Genomic DNA, 18,687 nt, shown 5'->3' with positions numbered 1-18,687 from the left:
ACTGCGGGAATTATCAGGATCGGCTTGGCATCGCTTTGCCCCACGGCAATAAGCAGCAGGGTGGAGAACAGCGGCGCCAGGTAAGACAAGGCGCCAAGCATCGCTAGGTTTCCGTGTTTGGTCGCGTGATCCCAGGCGAAGAAGGCCAGACCCACTGGGCCCAGCCCCAGGGCGATGATTGCTGCCCATTGGCCGGCGTCCGGCCGCACCGTGGTTTCAAAAGCCAGGTGGCAGAGCAGCCCAGCCACTGCGATCAGGCCGCAAATGCCACCGATGATACTGCTTGGGACATTACTGAAACGCCGGTTGACCACCGAATAGATCGACCAGACCCACGCGCAGGCAAAGGCTGCGGCGTAACCGATAAGCGGCATGCCGACGCTTTCACCCTGTGCACGCTGTTGCATGATGAAGGCTGTCCCCGCCAGGCCGAGCAAGGCTCCCAACAGTTGGCGCTTGCGCAGCGACTCGCCAGTAGAGAACCCTGAGAGCAGGACGATCAATAGCGGCCACAGGTAGGCAATCAGGCTGGCCTCAGCCGCCGGTGCGGTCTTCAGGGCAAAGAAATACAACGAGTGGTAGATAAAGATGCCGGCGAACCCCGTTGCCCATACATACCAGGGCTGTCGCCAACTGCTGAACCCCCCAGCGCCACGCAAGCCGAGCGTGCAGAGACTGGCCACGAACGCGACGGCGAAACTCGATGCCAGCAACTGAAAGGCCGGGATTCCGGCGGTCAAGGTGGTCAGTAGCGCCAGGCACGCCCACAGGAACACCGCAATCACGCCAATCAGAGTGGCACCTACGGCGCCTTTGGTGATGGTGATGGATGCGTTAGTCGTGTTCATACAAGCCCGTCTGCGGATAATCCTGATACGGGGACAATAGATAGGTTGTACGAGGACGTATTGATCGAGCCCGCTAAAAAATTGTTCAAGTCTGCTGCTTTTAGTGGTCGCGCGCTTGCTTGCGCACCGAGGCAGGGGTCAGGTTGCGGGCTCTCTTCAGGGCATGGCTCAGTGCACTCTGGTCGGCGTAACCGGCGCGATGCGCAATATCAGTGATCGACAGAGCGGTCTGGTGCAACAGGTCGATGGCCAGATTGAGGCGCAAGGTCGCTATATGGGTAAACGGGGTGATTTTCAGGTGCCGCCCGAACAGGGCATACAAGCGCCGCTCGCTGGTGCCAGCGTTACGGGCAATGTCATGCACTGTCATGGGCGTACTCAGGTGCTGTTCGATGTAGGCCAATGCCCTGGCGAGGATAAACTGCCCGGGATCGTTCGGTGCAACCTCTGGCTGCAATAAAGAACCCAGCAGCAACCGGCTCCATGACTCAGCCATCGTGGGCGAACTGATCAACCGTGGTCCATTACTGCTTGCGTAATCGAGCAAATGACGGATATCGGGCCTGACCGCAAAAAAGCGTTTGTCATCGAGAGAGTCAAGTAACTGTACGGTGCTTTTGTGTCCATCGGCACGCTGAGTCAATACGTCCAGCACCAGGAAACTGTTATGGGTATTGGCCAGGAATGTATGCCGGACCCCGGAGGCGATCACCACGCCCTGGCTCGCATCGACCTTGCCGCCACGTCCATCGACCTCAATCTCCATACAACCGGACTGGGGCAGGACTATTTGATGAAAGTCGTGTTCGTGAAGCTCGACCTGACCAGAATAGGAGCGCAGAGCCAGAGAGAATGGTTGGGGGGGCGTAGCGTTCATCCATCACTCTCCTTAATCCGAAGCACTTATCTTACGTCAACGGTAATTCCGGGAACCAGTCTGCTAACGGTAGCAATTGCGGTCGAGTAGCTGCGGTTAACTTGATTGACCGCTTGGATTTTGAATTCTTCGGGATAACGTGGGTTGCTCATGGCACCTCCTGATTGGCCTCAGTTTAAGGCAAAGAGGTGTCTACGAAATCCGGGGCGATTCACATTGATCCAGGCCTCCGTGCGCATGGGCGTGCTGTGCGCTGAAAACCCAGCATTCGATCTTCAGATGCTTGACCGCTACAGCGCCGCCGTCGGCCTGGCCTTCCAGGTCGTAGACGACATCCTTGACGCCACCATGGACACCGCCACCCTGGGCAAAACCACCGGCAAGGATGCGCGCGACCATAAAGCTACCTACGTCTCGATCATGGGACTGGCGCCCGCCCTGCAACTGGCGCGGCAACTGGTTGAACAGGCTCATCAGTCACTGGCGCCCATGGGCGCCAGGGCGGTCCGGTTGCACGACCTGGCAGACCTGGTTATCAAGCGCACGCACTGAGACCCGCCACTCTCGGGATTCAGACAAGGAGCCCAGCATGTTCGAGTTACTCAATACCATCGACAATCCGGTTGATCTGCGAGCCTTGCACCCTGCTGCGCTTGCGCCTCTGGCAGACGAACTGCGGGCCTTCATACTCCATAGCGTTTCACACACCGGTGGTCACCTCTCGGCGAATCTTGGCACCGTTGAATTGAGCATTGCCTTGCATTACGTGTTCGACACGCCCATGGACCGGATTGTGTGGGATGTGGGGCATCAGGCTTATGCCCATAAAATCCTCACCGGGCGCCGGGAAGCCATGGCGAGCATTCGTCAACTGGGCGGTATTTCCGGATTTCCACGGCGCAGCGAATCGCGCTATGACGCCTTCGGCACCGCGCATTCCAGCACCTCGATTTCAGCAGCATTGGGCATGGCTGTAGCCGCCCAGCTCAAAGGTGAGCATCGTCACTGCATTGCCGTGATCGGAGACGGCGCACTGTCGGGCGGCATGGCGTTCGAAGCGATGAACAATGCAGGGTTGCATAAGAACTTGCCGCTGCTGGTAATCCTTAATGACAACGACATGTCGATCTCACCCGCCGTCGGGGCGCTGCGTTATCACTTGGGCGAACTCAAAGAGCTCGTTGCCTCGGCATCGTTGTTCGAAACATTGGGGTTCAACTATTCCGGCCCCATCAACGGTCATGATCTGAACGCGTTGGTTCCCGCCCTGCTAGCCATGCGCAACCTGCGAGGGCCGCAACTGCTGCACATCGTCACTGAAAAGGGCCACGGCTACTCACCGGCTGCCACTGACCCTGTGCTCTATCACGGCCCAGGAAAGTTCGAACCGGTTCAAGGCATTCTTCCCGCCGCGCCTGGCAAACCCACCTACACACAGATCTTTGGCCAGTGGCTGTGCGATGAGGCGGAAAACGATCCGCGTGTCGTCGCTATCACCCCCGCCATGCGTGAAGGTTCGGGGCTGGTTGAGTTTGAGCGACGCTTCCCGGATCGCTACTTCGATGTCGGCATCGCCGAGCAACACGCCCTGACCTTCGCCGCCGGGCTCGCAGCCGAAGGCCTGAAGCCGGTGGTCGCCATCTACTCGACCTTCCTGCAACGCGCCTATGACCAACTGATTCACGACATCGCCATTCAAAACCTGCCGGTGGTGTTCGCCATCGACCGGGCCGGCATCGTCGGCGCGGACGGCGCCACCCATAACGGCGCCTTTGATATCGCCTATCTGCGCTGCGTGCCCAACCTGACGATCATGGCCCCGGCCGATGAAAACGAATGCCGCCAGATGCTGCATACCGCGCTGCTCCAGGACGGACCAACCGCCGTGCGTTATCCACGCGGAAAAGGCAACTCAGCCATCGCGCTATCTGCGCTGACACCCCTACCGATTGGCAGAGGCGAAGTACGACGTACCTCAAGCCTGCCTGCTGGATATCGCGTTGCCATCCTGGCCTTTGGCTCGATGGTATTACCCGCCCTGGAATCAGGCGAAACACTCGACGCGACGGTAGCCAACATGCGCTTCGTCAAACCGCTGGATGGCACTTTGATCGAAGAACTGGCCCGCACCCACGACCTGCTGGTGACCATTGAGGAAGGTTGCGTGATGGGCGGTGTCGGCTCTGCGTGCCTGGAGCACCTGACCACCGCTGGGCTGTCGCGTCCAATGCTGCAGCTGGGTTTTACCGATGAGTTCATCGAACACGGCGCACCCGAAAAACTACTGGGTGCCTGCGGCCTCGATGCCACTGGCATCACCCGTTCAATACAGGCACTCCTGGCGCGACAAGGCCTGGAGGTACTGCTGAATGAATCCGCCTCACAAACCGATGTGTTACGAGCCCGAGCATAAAGTGAATACTCACAAGGAGAACGCCATGAGCACCCCAGCCCAACAGTACAACCCAGCAGGGGAAAACCTGCCCTATCAGATCATTCAAGGCTCCAGTGTCGATAACTATCAGGAAAAGGTCGTGTACACCTACGGCGACAGCCCAGAAGATTGGCGCAAAGCGATCGGCGACTACATCCTCTTCCAGTTCGGCGTTTACGACGATCCACGCTCGACGCCCCCCATCAGCCTGGACGAATCCGGCATCCGCTATTTCGAAAGACAGCTGAAACTGGCCGGCCTGGAAGAGCCCAATCGTGCGCCGATCAAGCGCATTCTCGATATTGGCTGCGGCTGGGGCTACATCCTCAAATACCTCGCCGAGCGCTTCCCGGAGTGCCAACGCCTGGACGGCGTGAACGTCAGCCGGCGCCAGTTGGAGTTTTGCGCCAACTTCCACAAGGAACAGGGCCTGTCCGATCGCATCAACCTGTACTTGTGCAACGCCAAGGATGTCGAGCTGCTGCCCGACGCCGATGAGCCTTATGACCTGGTGATCATTCGCGGGGTGATCTCTCACTTCCCCAATGAACTCTATGAAAGCACCATGCGTGCCCTACTCCCTCGCGTGCGTGAAGGTGGCGTGGTGATCATTTCAGACAACCTCTACAACACCGAGCCTGAGGTTTATACCTCGGACACTCAGGACGACGTCGACCGCCTCGCCTGCAAACACCGCAAGGCGCCCACGTACTTTCGCGACGTGCTGGAACAGAGCGGTTTCACCACCCATGACATGCGCGTACTGCCCTCCAATATCGACGTGGCGCGCTGGTTGATGGATTCAAAAGCCAATATCGAGAATAAAGAACTATTCCCCCATGGTGTGACGGGTGCATTGGAGGAACTGCGGGTGCTGGCTGAGAACTGGTCGGTGGCGCTGCTCAAGAACAAGGTGTCGACGTACAGCGTGATCGTCAAAAAACCGGCTTAGTCAAGGAGCAGATCATGAGCGCATCTCCCATTTCTGAGCAGAAAGAAGAGGCTTTGATTGCGGTCCTGAAAAACCTCGACCATAAACGCAGTGCGACAGGCGTCGCGCAGGTCGCATTACCTTATCCCAATGGATGGTTCGTGGCGTGCCTCAGCCATGAGTTGGGGCCCGGCCAGGTCATGCGGGTGCCCTTTATGGGACAAGAGCTGGTGCTTTACCGCACGGTATCGGGACTGGCACGCGCCATTGACCCGTACTGTCCACACCTGGGCGCCCATTTGGGCCATGGCAGCAAGGTCGTCGGCGAAGATCTCGTGTGTCCGTTCCATGGCCTTACCTTCAACCCGCAAGGGCACTGCATCAGAACGGGGAACGGCCAGAAGCCCCCCGCTGCTTCATTGACGCAGCGCTATTTCAAAGAGGTTGATGGGGCCATCTTTGTCTGGCGGCATGAAGACAATCTCCCCCCCTATTGGGAGGTACCTGAACTGGACTGTGCCGGGTTTTCTCAAGAGCGGTATGAGACGTTCCAATTGCAGGGACTGTCTCAGGACATGACGGAAAACAGTGCAGACCCCTCCCATTTTGCCTATCTGCATGGGCTTCAGGAGGTCACCACAGACCATCAGGAAAACGGTCACGAGATGGTTTACACCATGCGGGCAAAAGTCTTCGGCCAGGTCGTCACGATGCGGATGACCTGTTACGGCATCGGGTATGCCGTGGGCGAAGCCTCGTTTGAGCGCTTGGGCCTGGTGGCAAGAACCCAAGCGTTGGGCACCCAAACGATCCCGTTGGGTTGGACGTTCCGCATGATCGATACCATCCGCTTGGAGCGCATCAAAATGCTGCCGCAACCACTGCGTCGTATCACCTATGCGTTACCGCTGTTTTTCATTCATCGCTGGTTCGTAAAAACGGTTAAAGAAGACTTTGCGGTGTGGAGTAACCGGCGCTTCCTGAGCGCCCCAAAACTTGTCAAGGATGAATCCAACATGGCCATTTACCGTCGTTGGACTACTCAATTTTATCCGCAAAGGGAAAAGTCATGACCATCAAGTTACCGCCGCTGCCCCAGCCGTTCCCGTTTGCTATTCACTCCAGTTTTATGCCGGGAAACACCAGCCCTTATCTGGACTTGGATATTTACGACAATAGCCCGTTTGAACAGGCCACCCGTGCTTATGCGGACCGCTTTGAGTTGTACCAGAATGCAGAGCAACGTGAGCGCCTGGCCAATATCCACTGCAGTTGGTTAGGTTCGATGATGTATCCCGTTGGCAGTGATGAGCTACTGCAAGTCGGCATCGACTTTTGCATGTGGGCCTTTGCCTACGACGACGAATACTGTGATGAAGGCGATATCTCCAGCCAACCGGACAAGTTCATTCAGGCATCAGCAGAAATCTGGCGTCAGTTCGAGTCGCCGGAGTATGCACTTTCGCAAGATCGCTACGCCCTGGCGGCGCGAGATTTGCGTATACGCCTTGATAAATATGCGAAACCCGAACAAACCGGGCGCTTTGTTGAGTCCATGCGTATCTACATGATGGCGGAGATGTGGAAAGCCATTAATCCAGTACCGTCGGTTAACGACTACGTCTCCATGCGAGTCACCAGCGGTGGTGCTTGGTCATTCCCGACGCTGGGGCATGTGATTGCCAACGTTGATATTCCCCAGCGAGACCACGAGGTTCGTCGTATACGCGCCCTGTTCGAAATGCTGGCTCACTTGATGGCCTGGGAAACCGAACCCCATGCCTACCTGAAGGAAATGACACGCGGCTCGAATTATAAAGAACACAACCTGATCCGCGTGCTGATCCGTGAACGCCAATGCAGTTTTGATGCCGCTATCGAAGAGTACCTGGATATGCGCCTGCGGTTGTTGGGGTTGTTCCTGCGTCTGAAGGCGGACGTGGAGAAAGACGCCAGCGAGGGTGTGAAAGCCTATATCGAATCCGTCATTCGCTACTACGTCGGCGCCACGGTCTGGTCACAAAACACACGACGCTATAAATCAATGAGCGGCAATACGGACGAGGGCGCTTTTGTAGGGGGTCAGTTGACGGAGCCACTGAGGCTGGAAACGTTTAACAACACGAAACCCATTGAGATTGATACGTTGAAATGGTGGTGGAAATACGATCCGCTGAACACCAATCAGTAAAGGCTAATCGATGACCTAGTAAAAGTGCATGGAGGTTATATGACCGCTCTTACACTCCCCGAAATAAGTTGCCCGCTGCCATATAGAATTTACCCACACGTAGAAACGCTTGAGGCGGGCACTGTCGCGTGGATGGATAAATGGCGGCTTTACAGTGACGAAAAACATCGCGAACGTCTGGCAAGTATTGGCTGCGGTCGATTGGGGGCGTTGATGTATCCCTTTGCCGCGAACGCCGACGTAGCGCAAATAATGTCGGACTATATCGTTTGGGCCTTTTCATTTGATGACGAGTACTGTGACGAAGGTGAAATGAGTGAAAACCCGGCACAGTCCATTACTGCCATGTTGCAAATGCAGCGCTCAATCGAGTCCCCCGAGATTCCCGCCTACCCTGAAAGCAAATTCGCCATGGCATTGCGCGATATACGCCTACGGCTGGATAAATACACGACTCCCTTGCATACCGCCCGCTTCGTAAACACTCAACGGGGTTACTTCATGGTCGAAGTGGGCAAGCTGGTTAACCCACAGCCCACCATGAGTGATTGCGTACTCCTGCGTCTCAGTTCGGGCGGTGGTCTGGTCTTCCCGACGCTAGGACATATCAGCACGTTGGTCGATATCAGTCAGTTAAAAATGGAGGACAGACGCCTCTGTGCTCTGACTGAAATGGCCGGCATGATGATTGTCTGGGAAAGTGATTTCTTTTCATACGGTAAGGAGCTGGCAAGAGAGCCCGAAGACCGGCAGCACAACATTGTCTCGCTGATCCAACAACGCCATGGTGTGACACATGAACAAGCAATGGCACAGGCTTTTAGCCTGCGCGACAAGACCGCCGGCTTGTACATGCGCTTGAGAGCATCGGTACTAAGAAATGCATCCCCGGAAGTTGCAGCCTATATCGAAAGCCTTGATTGCTATTGGCGTGGGGGGCTGGAATGGATCAGTGAAAACCCCAGATACCGCTATTTGAATGGCGTTGATGGTCAAGTGGCTTATCAGGGAGGAAAACTGACCGAAACCTTTCCGGATGATTGCTGGGGAACGGTCGATATTCCTTCCATCTCCTGGTGGTGGCAATACGAGCCGGCTCACGCCTAGTCCCCGCCAGGTACGGAACCCAAGCAATTGCCACATCCACGGACAGGGGTGAACAAGATGCTGATCAACCCATTAAACAGAACACTGCGCGAGCACGAAGGTATTCCCGTTTTACCGGGTGCATTTCCGTTTCTCGGTCATTTACCCGCCATGGTATTTAACCTTGGCCGTCTGTTCGAGTATGCCGGGCGTACCTGTGGTTCTCACTTTTGGATTGAGTTCGGTTCCATCGGCCGCTTGCTCGTCTGCAATCATCCTGATGCTTTCGAACTGCTCAAGAACAAGAACACTTCATCCGCCTTCCTGACTGAGCTTGCCCCTGCATTCGGACAAGCCATGGTCATGCTGGATGGCGATACTCACCGGCATATGCGCTCGCGAACCAATGAGTCGTTCCTGCCTCGCGGCTTGACCGCAACGGGTGTCGCAGAGCTGTTCGCGACCTTAATCAGCGTACGAATGAAAGAATGGAGAGCCCATAAAGAGATCTGTGTGGTGCCACAAGCCCGCGACTTGTCCCTGGCGTTGGCGTTTCAAATGTTTGGTATTGAAGACAGTGAAATACCCGCTTGGAACAAGGCCTATCGAAAGTACTTTCTGTACTCAGCCCTTCCCATCGGCATCCCCGGCACACCGTTTGATCGTGGGCAGTCCGCCCAAGCCTGGATTGATAACAGATTGACCGCGCTTGTGCGTTCTGCTCGTGAACGCCCTGATACGGTGGGGCTTTTGGCTTCCATTGTTCACGCGTTCGACCAGACCGAGGGTTCATTGAACGATACCCAACTGCTGGATAACCTCAGGTTCTTGATACTGGCCGCCCACGATAATGTAGCGGCAACCCTGTCGCAGATCCTGATAAAGCTGGCCCAGCACCCTCAACACTGGGCCACATTATGCGAAGAAGCCAACGCCGTCGGGGTGATCCCAAAAAGTCCCAAGGACCTTGCACAGTTTCCTTTCGCCACCGCCTTTTTCCGTGAAACCCTGCGCCTTCACCCCTCAACGCCCCTGACGTTCCGGCGCGCACTGGTTGATCTTTCATTGGGCGGCAGAACACTCGCGGCGGGCACCGACTTTATCGTCCCCATCGCCTTGTTATCGAAACACACCGATGTTTACGCCAACCCCGACGAATTCTTGCCGAGCCGGTGGCTGGACCGTCCGGAAAGTATCAAGCCGATAGAAACGGTTCAGTTTGGCGGCGGCCCGCATTACTGCCTTGGGTACCATATGGCGTGGCTGCAGATGGTGCAGTTCTCTGTCGCGCTGGCCTTGACGATGAGCGCTGAAGGCCTGAGACCGAAGTTGATATCCAACCCCAAAAAAGGAGGACGCTGTTTTCCATCGTCTTACCCTTACGCCAAGACGCGAGTGCTTTTCTCATGAGCGGCAACGGCAACCGAGCCTGCACCGTGGATCCTCAATCGACTGATTCAAGAGGTACACCATGAAAATCATCCTCGCCCAACCCCGAGGCTTCTGCGCCGGGGTCGTCCGGGCCGTCGAAACGGTTGAGCTGGCCCTGGAGCAGTTCGGCGCGCCGGTGTATGTGCGTCACGAGATCGTACACAACCAGCATGTGGTGCAGACGCTGCGTAGCAAAGGTGCGCGGTTTGTCGAGACGCTGGATGAAGTGCCCGAAAACGCAGTGACCATTTTCAGTGCCCATGGCGTGGCCTCTGACGTGGAGAGCGAGGCCCGTGAGCGGCAGTTACGGGTGCTGGACGCCACCTGCCCGCTGGTGACCAAGGTGCACAATCATGGCCGTCAATACGCCGCCAAGGGTTATCAGGTGATTCTGATTGGAGAAGTCGGGCACCCCGAAATCATTGGAACATTGGGGCAGATACCCGCCCCCGTCGTTGTGGTGCGTAACGTGTCAGAGGTCCAGGCCCTGGCGTTCCCCGAGCACACGCCATTGGCCTATCTCACCCAAACCACCTTGAGCGTCGACGATACACGCGCGGTAGTCGAAGCACTCAAGCAGCGCTACCCGCAAATAGTCGGGCCCGATACCCGGGACATCTGTTATGCCGTACAAAATCGTCAGACGGCGGTACGTGAGCTGAGCCTGTGTTCCGATCTGGTCCTGGTGGTGGGCAGCGTCAAAAGCTCCAACTCCGTGACCTTGCGTGATATCGCGGGCGAGCGTGGCAAGCCCAGCTACCTGATCGCCGATGGCAGCGGAGTGTGCAGCGAATGGTTTGGCAAAGGGGTAACCGTCGGGCTTACTGCCGGAGCCTCGACACCGGAATCCATGATTGACGATGTCATCGCCGCCCTGGCGCGCATCGAACCGCTGGACATCGAGACCCTGCCAGGTCGAGAAGAACATGTGCAATTCCGCTTGCCCACCGGGTTGATTGCGCGCCAGTAAAGCATGCACTCAGAGGAGCCGAATCAATGAACCGTGCAATCCCCAGACGTCGCACCACGCAAGTCACCATCGGCCCGGTGACACTGGGCAGCGATCATCCGATCGTCGTACAAGCCATGACCAATACCGACACCGCCGATGCCCAGGCTACAGCGCGTCAGGTCGAAAGCCTGGCGCTTGCCGGCGCCGAAATGGTACGGATCACGGTCAACAGCCATGACGCTGCCGCGCAGGTCGCGAACATTCGAGAACTGCTGGACCGACGCAACATCAATGTGCCGTTGGTGGGTGACTTCCACTTCAATGGTCATCGCCTGCTTGCGGCCTACCCTGAATGCGCCGACGCATTGGGCAAGTACCGCATCAACCCCGGCAACGTCGGCAAAGGCGCCAAACGCGACGAGCAGTTTTGCAACATGATCGAGATCGCCTGCCGCTACGATAAACCGGTGCGGATCGGGGTTAACTGGGGCAGCCTTGATCCCGACTTGCTCGCACGCATGATGGACACCAACGCAATGCTCTCCCAGCCGCTGAGCGCGGATGCAGTCATGCGCGAGACCTTGGTGGTCTCGGCATTGGAAAACGCCTACCGCGCTATCGAAGTCGGCCTGCCGGCGGATCACATTGTGTTGTCAGCCAAGGTCAGCCATGTGCAGGACTTGATCGCGGTGTACCGCAACCTGGCCGGGCGCTGTGAGTTTCCGTTGCACCTGGGGTTGACCGAGGCTGGCATGGGCTCCAAAGGCATCGTCGCCTCCTCCACCGCATTGGCGGTGCTGTTGCAGGAAGGTATCGGCGATACCTTGCGCATTTCCCTCACCCCGGAGCCCAATGGCGACCGCAACCGCGAAGTGCTGGTTGCGCAACAGATTCTGCAGACCATGGGCCTGCGCGCTTTCACCCCCTCCGTCGTCGCTTGCCCCGGCTGCGGCCGCACCACCAGCAGTTTCTTCCAGGAACTGGCGCAGCAGATCGAGGCGTTTCTGCGGGTGCAAACCCCGGTCTGGAAAGGTCTGTATCCCGGTGTCGAGCATATGCACGTGGCGGTCATGGGCTGCGTGGTGAACGGCCCCGGAGAAAGCCGGTTGGCCAACATCGGTATTTCCCTGCCAGGCGCTGGGGAGAACCCGTCGGCGCCGGTGTACATGGACGGTGAACGTGTCGCGACCCTCAAAGGGCCGGGTATTGCCCAGGACTTCACCGATCTGCTGCAAGCCTATGTGGCGGCTCATTACGGGAAGCAGGCGTCAGCCAGGCTTGTGCTTGAAGGGATGCTTGAGAGAAGCACGATCAGGGTGCGCAATGAGTCGGCCTGTACTGAAGGACCGGAAGCCACTTTTCGCGATCCATAAGTGGCAAGCTAGCGGCAACATCCGGGCGTTCAATACATAGCCGTCCCCTGAACCTCAACTTACTGCCACAGTACCCCGCCGTCCATGCGGCTCCATCGGTCAGCATGCTCGGCGAAGGCCTGTTCTATTGCATGGCGCTTGATCTTCATGGTGGGTGTGAGCAGCCCACTCTCAACTGTCCAGGCCTCACGCATGACCACCACACAATGCAAGGCAACCTCCCTGGACAACCCTTTGTTCACATTCGCCAGCAAGGTTTTTAGCTCAAGCTCCAGCGCCGCCCGGGTTTGCTTGTTGCTCGCCTCGGTTCTCACTCCTTCTGCCAACACAATCAGCGCAATCGGTTGCGGCATGCCCGCCCCACAGACGCAACAGTCTTCAATCAAGGCATGCGCCGTCAGTTGCTGCTCGATCGGCACAGGAGCGACATACTTGCCCTTGGCGGTCTTGAACAGATCCTTGGTACGCCCGGTTATCCTGAGCCGCCCCTGATCGTCCAACTCCCCTAGGTCTCCCGTACGAAAGTAGCCATCTTCGCTCATCGTCTCGGCAGGGCTCAAAGTAGATTTGTAATACCCCATCATCTGTCCGGGACTGCGTACCAGCACTTCGCCATCTTCAGACAATCGGCACTCGACACCCGGCGCCGGCGACCCCACATAACCGACTCGCATCGCGGCAGGACGGCTGATATGTGAAGTGCCAAAATTTTCCGACATACCATAGACATCAAGCAGCTCGAGACCCAACTGGCGATACCATTGAATGATCTCCATGGACAGTGGCGCCGACCCGGTAAAGGCTACGCGCACGGCATCCAGTCCCAGCTCCTGAAGGATCATCCGTTTGACGCGCCCTGTCAGCCATCCAAAGCTGAACAACAGACGCTGCAACCTTAGCGGCAGCTTTGTTTGTACGCCCATATAAAACTTGACCCATAAACGGGGGACCGAAAAAAAGATGGTCGGACGGGCGCGTTTGAGATCTGCCTGGAATGTCCCCAGATCGTGTGCAAAAAAAACCGATATGCCAAAGCACAAAGAGCTGGCTTCGAGAAAAGCACGCTCCGCCACATGGGCCAGCGGGAGGTACGATAGCATTCGGTCCTCACTACTGAAGTTGAAGCACTTACCAATACTTTGGTTGCCGGCCATCATACTGCCAAAACTGTGCATGACACCCTTCGGCAAGCCGGTGCTGCCCGAGGTATAGACAATCGTCGCCAACTGATCGAGAGCGGGAAGCACCGGATCAATCAATGGCGCCTGCGCTTGCAAAAGTGCCTCCCACTGCAGGCACTCCATCGGAGGGGATAACGGCAGCCCTACCCTGGGCAGTTCATCGGGCAATGCCTGCTCAAGCTGGTACCAGTTATCATTGCGACCGTCGAGCTTGCCCAGGACCATCAAGCGAATATCGCTGTGTTCGATCACATAACGTGCGCTTTGCACATCAAGCGTCGGATAAAGAGGGACTGTGACGTGCCCCGCTAACCAGATGCCCACATCGGCCAGGATCCAGTGCGCACTGTTACGCCCCAATAAACCGATCGAACTGCCTGCCGGTAAATTCTGGGATTTGAGCCAGGCAGCAAAACGGCAGGCTTGATCCCAAGCCTCTGACCAGCTTATCTCAACCGTCTGCCCATCCGGCATGGGTTGGGTCATGTAACAACGGTCCGGGGTTTTTCTGGACCAATGTTGGAAACGGTGCAGCAAGGTCTCTTGTTGTTGTAGGGCGACCATATTCACAGTGTTGCCTCCCGGCGTAGGGATGTTCAAGTCCGTTGCTCACGGTTCCAGGGCAGACCGTGTCACAAACAGCTTATCGAAAGGTTTTATTCATGACACAGATATCAGTTCACTCAGAATCTCAAGGTTATGCTCTCCCAGTGCTGGAGCCTTCCGGGCAGGAACGAGCGGATGGCTAAAACGCACGGGGAACCCAAATACGGGCGCACCGTTCAGTGTTTGTACGAGCTCACACGCCTGCACCTGCTCGTTCTGCAAGGCTTCTTCCGGGGACCTCAGGAAAACATAGTCTCTGCTATCTTGATCACTTCAGCGCCAAGCTGGCGCCACGTATAGCGTGCAGAAAGGCCCTGGTAAAAGACGTGTCAGGTCCAGTACACGTATACCGGCGAGAAGTGGGTTAACGGGTTCGTTGGCAGTTTTCATAGCGCATCCTGGTCAGTCGAGAATAAAAAGCACAGCGTCCTCGGACGACGTGCTCAGGCACTAAAACCCCACAGTCTGGCGAACTGATCCAATGAGCGGCGCTCGGACTCAAGCCGGTTCACCGCGGCATCCGGGCAGGCATAACCGATGGCCATCCCACAAAAAAGCATACGCTCGGGTGGTGTCCGCAAGAAATCACGCACCGTCTGGTGATAGACCGACCAAGCCTCTTGCGGACAACTATCGACCCCACGCTCTTGCAGCAATAACATCAGCGTTTGCAGGTACATGCCCAGGTCCGACCATTGTGCCGCCCCCATGGTGCGATCAACTTGACCACCCGCTCGGCGTTGAGCGCGTTGTGTGCTTTCGGGCGATTAAGCGTGATCAGGGCAATCGCACCAATCCTCTTGAAAAGCACCAGGGGCGGCGCAGTTGGTGGCTGGACGGACATAACATGCTCCAAAAAATGAGGATCACGATGGACGCCCGGCACACCTGCACAAAAAGCTCGGCGTTGTGCCCGCCCCAGGATTGGCCTGCTTGTTTTAATCGCGCCGATACATGGTCACCACACAACTCCCGCCCAACCCCAGATTATGCTGCAGGGCAGTACGGGCGCCTTCCACTTGACGCTTGTCGGCAGTACCGCGCAACTGCCAAACCAGTTCGGTGCACTGTGCAAGCCCCGTGGCCCCCAATGGGTGGCCCTTGGAAAGCAATCCGCCGGAAGGGTTGGTGACAACCTTTCCACCGTAGGTATTGTCCGCATCCCAGATGAACTTTTCTGCACCACCCTCAGGACACAAGCCAAGGCCTTCATAGGTCAACAACTCGTTGGCAGTGAAGCAGTCGTGCAGTTCAACCACATCAACATCCGCCGGGCCAATGCCGGCATCCTCATAAACCTGGCGGGCCGCATCCTTGGTCATGTCATAGCCAATCATCTTGATCATCGACTTCTCGTCGATGGAACTGGCGAAGTCAGTAGCCATGGCTTGAGCGGCGATGTACACCGGGTTCTTGATGCCGTGCTTTTTGGCGAAGTCATCCGAACACAACACAGCAGCACCTGCACCGCAGGTGGGCGGACAGCACTGGAACCGGGTCAGTGGATCAAAGACCTCTTCGGAAGCGAGGACCTCCTCCAACGACAGCACCTGACCGAACAATGCATAGGGATTTCGGCTGGCATGCTGGCGGGCCTTCACGGCAATTTGCGCGAAGGTCTCCTTCTTGGTGCCATGCAGCCAACGGTATTCGCGGCCGGCACCACCAAACATCTGGGCAGCAGGTGGAGAGCCATTCATGCCCTGGACATCCACCATCATCTCGACCTGAGGCCCCATTGGCGGAGCACGGTCATCGAATTTGTTGCCCAGCGCACCCTTGCCCATTTTCTCGAAGCCAACCACCAGTACACACTCGGCCAGGCCACCGGCTACAGCTTGGCGTGCCAGATAGAGCGCGCTGGAGCCGGTTGAGCAGTTGCTGTTGACGTTGAACACCGGGATCCCGGTCAGGCCCAACTCGTATACCGCGCGATGACCGGAACAGGAGTCGCCATAAACATAACCTGTATAGGCCGACTCGATCTGCTGATAAGCAATGCCTGCATCTTGCAGTGCCAGGCGGCCAGCTTCGGCGGCCATTTCGTAGTATTCAGGGCTGGCACCAGGCTTGGTGAACTTGGTCATACCCACGCCGATCACATTCACACGACGACTCATGTCGAATTCCTCAAGAAGTATTCCGCAGCCCGTTCGCTAAGACCGGGCTCGTGATTTCAGATCAAGTTGTTCAAGAACTGCAGGCCGTGGGCAAGCAAGACATCACCCTCCACGCGCAACTCACCGTGCTGGTAAAGATCACGTACCAACCGCTCACCTTTCACCAGCGCAACCAGATTTTCGTCAGAGATGCCAAGGGTGACATTGGCGGCCTGGGCCTTGCCTGACTGAACCAATGCGGGGGATTGGTCGAAGTCCACCAGCCACTGCACATCAGGCTCGCTGATGTTGAACTGGACAACACCACTCAAGCCAACCGAGGCCTTGTTATCCTTGGCCAGACGTTGTGCGAGCGCAGCAAAAATAGCGCCGCTTTGCGCGACCACTGGCGCCGCCGTCGGTGCGGGTGAGGCCGTCGAGGCTGCGCCCGGCTCACGGGCCAGAGCCTCATCAAAGTACTTGCGATCGATTGAGCGCAGGAAGTCCAGCTTCTGGGCCGCCATCATGTTGCCCGCCAACTTCAACTTGCCGGCAAAGAACAGCTTCTGGGCATCTGCCTTGCCTTCGCAGACCTCCATATAATCAGCGGTCTTGGCAGTCATGGTGACATCCGGCTTCTCGGCAACACCGGCATAGGTACAGCCCTTGCCGTTCTTCAAGTCCAAGACCCACTGGCTGTCCGGATCGGAGAGATTGACCTGCACCACCGCGCCCCCCTTTTCGACAACACTGGGGTTGTCCGCTATGTAGGCTCCGATAGCACTAAATGCAATGGTTGGAATCATTCCGACAGGGGCGGCTGCAGTGTGTGCCTGTGCAGCAGTCTCGGCCTGCTGTCGACTTGCCTTGGGCACCGGGATTTCACTGTACAGCTCAATCACCGCATTCTTGATCACCACCTCGTCGCGCTCTTTGACGCTGGTTTCGAAAATGATGCGAGTAGGGCTTTCTTTCCACATCTTGGTGACCAAGGTGTCGCCGGGAAAAACGCTCTTGGCAAAGCGGACCTTGATACTTTTGAAATAGCGGCTGTCGTTGTTGGCAAACGCCTTGACCACATGACGACCGCAGTAACCGAAGGTACACAGGCCATGCAGGATAGGTTTGTCAAAACCAAATGCCTGGGCAAAGTCAGGGTCGGCGTGTAATGGATTCCAGTCACCAGAAAGGCGATAGAGCAGTGTCTGGTTAACGTCGGTCTTTTCTTCAATGACAGCATCCGGCTCCCGTGCCGGCGGTACGTTAAGTTCAGTGCTCGAGCCACGGTCACCGCCCCATCCACCCGCCCCTTTCACGAAGGCGGTCATTTCGTTGTAGATGACCTCTTCGCCGCTCTCGTCAGTGGAGGAAATAGCGAACGTCAGTACAGCGTTTGGCGCTTTGTCCAGTGCCGTCTTAAGCTTGAAGGTGTGCTTCAATTTGGCATGTGGCGGTAATGGACGCTTGATCTCGGTGTACTGCTCACCGTGCAGCAGTCGGTCGAAACCAAAGGTACAACCTGGCAATGCCAATCCTCCTTCTTTAGCACCCGCCAGCATGGCGTTGGACTGTGGCATCACCCCGTAGGTAGGGAAGGTGCGAAAGTCCCCTCCCATTTCATAGACGTACTTCAGTTCATCCTTGTCGAACGGGTCACGTGCGCAACCAATGCCCAGGGCGTAGAGCGAAACATCACGTTCGTCATAGCTGTTTTCCAGCACAAGAGTGGCTTGGGCCGCCACATCGAGATCAATGAACTCGTTGCCACCCAACGATGGATTGGTGATGTTCTTGAATATCGCCGTGACGGCTTCGGCAACACTGCCGGGATGCTCCGCCTCGGTAAAGTCAGTGATCTTGCTCCAACGGGACTTCACATCGTCCACGCTGAATTTTTTACTCAACGGAAAGGAGTGACCCAACGTACGCTCCCAGCGAAGCTTGGAAATGTAGCCGGCCCCCACTTCGAATAGCCCTTTGGTCTCGTCACACTCCTCATGGCAAAGCCACGCCACCAGAGGACTGACGGCCTCTGGCGTCAATGCGGCAAAAATATCAGGCGGGAATGTCGACTCGGTCAGACGGGAGGCCGCTATCGGGGCAATCACGTTGACATGGATGTTCTTGCTCTCCCCCTCGACTGCAAGGCAGTTGGCCAGGCCCAGGATACCGAGTTTGGCAGCACAGTAGTTAGCCTGGCCAAAGTTGCCATAAATACCGGCGCCTGAGGTGGTCATGATGACCCGGCCATACCCCTTGTCACGCATGATCGGCCATGCCGCCTGAGTGACACTTTTGCTGCCATTCAAATGCACCCGCGTGACCAGGTCCCAATCCAGGTCAGACATCTTGTGAAAGCTAATATCACGCAGGATGCCCGCGTTATTGATGACAATATCCACTGTCCCGAAGGTGTCAACCGCGGTCTTCACGATCCGGTCACCGTGCTCCACCGAGTCGTAGTTGGCAACAGCCTCACCGCCCAACGCGCGGATTTCATTGACCACCAGGTCGGCGGCCGCTGAGGACTTACCATCGCCGCTGGTACTGCCACCCAAATCGTTCACCACCACTTTCGCGCCACGGGCAGCAAAAGTCAGCGCATGCTGGCGACCCAGCCCGGCACCGGCGCCAGTCACGATCACCACGCGACCATCAAAGCGTAATTCAGACATTTT

The 18,687-nt window shown here is 56.9% G+C and carries 15 protein-coding genes; 9 read left to right on the top strand and 6 right to left on the bottom strand.

The genetic code is table 11. From position 1 onward, the window contains the following. Both BFQ03_RS20815 and BFQ03_RS20810 read right to left on the bottom strand, forming a co-directional pair. The coding region (locus BFQ03_RS20815) for an aromatic amino acid exporter YddG (protein ID WP_065943928.1) at positions 1–848 on the bottom strand (848 nt) is incomplete at its 3' end. A 100-nt stretch (positions 849–948) separates the two neighbouring features. Then, positions 949–1,725: an AraC family transcriptional regulator gene (locus BFQ03_RS20810; protein ID WP_065942851.1), complete on the bottom strand. Its 777-nt coding sequence runs from the start codon at positions 1,723–1,725 to the stop codon at positions 949–951. Between the two features lie 216 nt (positions 1,726–1,941). Between BFQ03_RS20810 and BFQ03_RS20805 the strand changes: the two genes are divergently transcribed. From BFQ03_RS20805 to ispG, 9 genes are all read left to right on the top strand, one after another. After that, a complete protein-coding gene (locus BFQ03_RS20805; protein ID WP_065943927.1) occupies positions 1,942–2,277 on the top strand; it encodes a polyprenyl synthetase family protein in 336 nt (111 codons plus the stop codon). A 37-nt stretch (positions 2,278–2,314) separates the two neighbouring features. After that, entirely contained in the window at positions 2,315–4,138 is a 1,824-nt protein-coding gene (dxs, locus tag BFQ03_RS20800) for a 1-deoxy-D-xylulose-5-phosphate synthase (protein WP_065943926.1), read from the top strand. 25 nt (positions 4,139–4,163) lie between these two features. Next, positions 4,164–5,111, top strand: a complete 948-nt coding sequence (locus BFQ03_RS20795) for an SAM-dependent methyltransferase (protein WP_065943925.1) — start codon at positions 4,164–4,166, stop codon at positions 5,109–5,111. A gap of 14 nt (positions 5,112–5,125) precedes the next feature. Next, the gene (locus BFQ03_RS20790) at positions 5,126–6,163 is read left to right on the top strand and encodes a Rieske 2Fe-2S domain-containing protein (protein WP_083204887.1); all 1,038 of its coding nucleotides are present in this window, start codon (positions 5,126–5,128) and stop codon (positions 6,161–6,163) included. Further along, positions 6,160–7,281, top strand: coding sequence for a terpene synthase family protein (locus tag BFQ03_RS20785; RefSeq protein ID WP_065943924.1), 1,122 nt, complete (start codon positions 6,160–6,162; stop codon positions 7,279–7,281). Before BFQ03_RS20790 ends, BFQ03_RS20785 begins: the two co-directional genes overlap by 4 nt. A gap of 39 nt (positions 7,282–7,320) precedes the next feature. Continuing rightward, complete coding sequence (locus tag BFQ03_RS20780; protein ID WP_065943923.1) at positions 7,321–8,388, top strand: terpene synthase family protein; 1,068 nt, start codon at positions 7,321–7,323, stop codon at positions 8,386–8,388. Between the two features lie 57 nt (positions 8,389–8,445). Further along, positions 8,446–9,777 (top strand): cytochrome P450, encoded by a 1,332-nt coding sequence (locus tag BFQ03_RS20775; protein WP_065943922.1) that lies wholly within the window; start codon positions 8,446–8,448, stop codon positions 9,775–9,777. 61 nt (positions 9,778–9,838) lie between these two features. Then, positions 9,839–10,768, top strand: a complete 930-nt coding sequence (gene ispH / locus BFQ03_RS20770; protein ID WP_065943921.1) for a 4-hydroxy-3-methylbut-2-enyl diphosphate reductase — start codon at positions 9,839–9,841, stop codon at positions 10,766–10,768. Positions 10,769–10,794: 26 nt separating this feature from the next. Beyond that, positions 10,795–12,123, top strand: coding sequence for a flavodoxin-dependent (E)-4-hydroxy-3-methylbut-2-enyl-diphosphate synthase (gene ispG / locus BFQ03_RS20765; protein WP_083204886.1), 1,329 nt, complete (start codon positions 10,795–10,797; stop codon positions 12,121–12,123). A gap of 59 nt (positions 12,124–12,182) precedes the next feature. Here the strand turns inward: ispG and BFQ03_RS20760 are convergent, their stop codons facing one another. The 4 genes from BFQ03_RS20760 to BFQ03_RS20745 all read right to left on the bottom strand — a co-directional run bounded on the left by BFQ03_RS20760 (position 12,183) and on the right by BFQ03_RS20745 (position 18,684). Further along, a complete protein-coding gene (locus BFQ03_RS20760; RefSeq protein WP_065943920.1) occupies positions 12,183–13,868 on the bottom strand; it encodes an AMP-binding protein in 1,686 nt (561 codons plus the stop codon). Positions 13,869–14,353: 485 nt separating this feature from the next. Then, positions 14,354–14,620: a nitroreductase family protein gene (locus tag BFQ03_RS20755; RefSeq protein WP_065943919.1), complete on the bottom strand. Its 267-nt coding sequence runs from the start codon at positions 14,618–14,620 to the stop codon at positions 14,354–14,356. A 228-nt stretch (positions 14,621–14,848) separates the two neighbouring features. Beyond that, a complete protein-coding gene (locus BFQ03_RS20750) occupies positions 14,849–16,030 on the bottom strand; it encodes a lipid-transfer protein (protein WP_065943918.1) in 1,182 nt (393 codons plus the stop codon). A 56-nt stretch (positions 16,031–16,086) separates the two neighbouring features. Further along, on the bottom strand, positions 16,087–18,684 hold the full coding sequence (locus tag BFQ03_RS20745) for a peroxisomal multifunctional enzyme type 2 (RefSeq protein ID WP_065943917.1): 2,598 nt from the start codon (positions 18,682–18,684) through the stop codon (positions 16,087–16,089). Positions 18,685–18,687 lie beyond the last annotated feature (3 nt).

It is taken from the genome of Pseudomonas sp. 25 R 14, assembly GCF_900004755.1.
GTDB lineage: Bacteria > Pseudomonadota > Gammaproteobacteria > Pseudomonadales > Pseudomonadaceae > Aquipseudomonas > Aquipseudomonas brenneri.
This window is presented reverse-complemented; position numbering and strand designations above follow the sequence as displayed.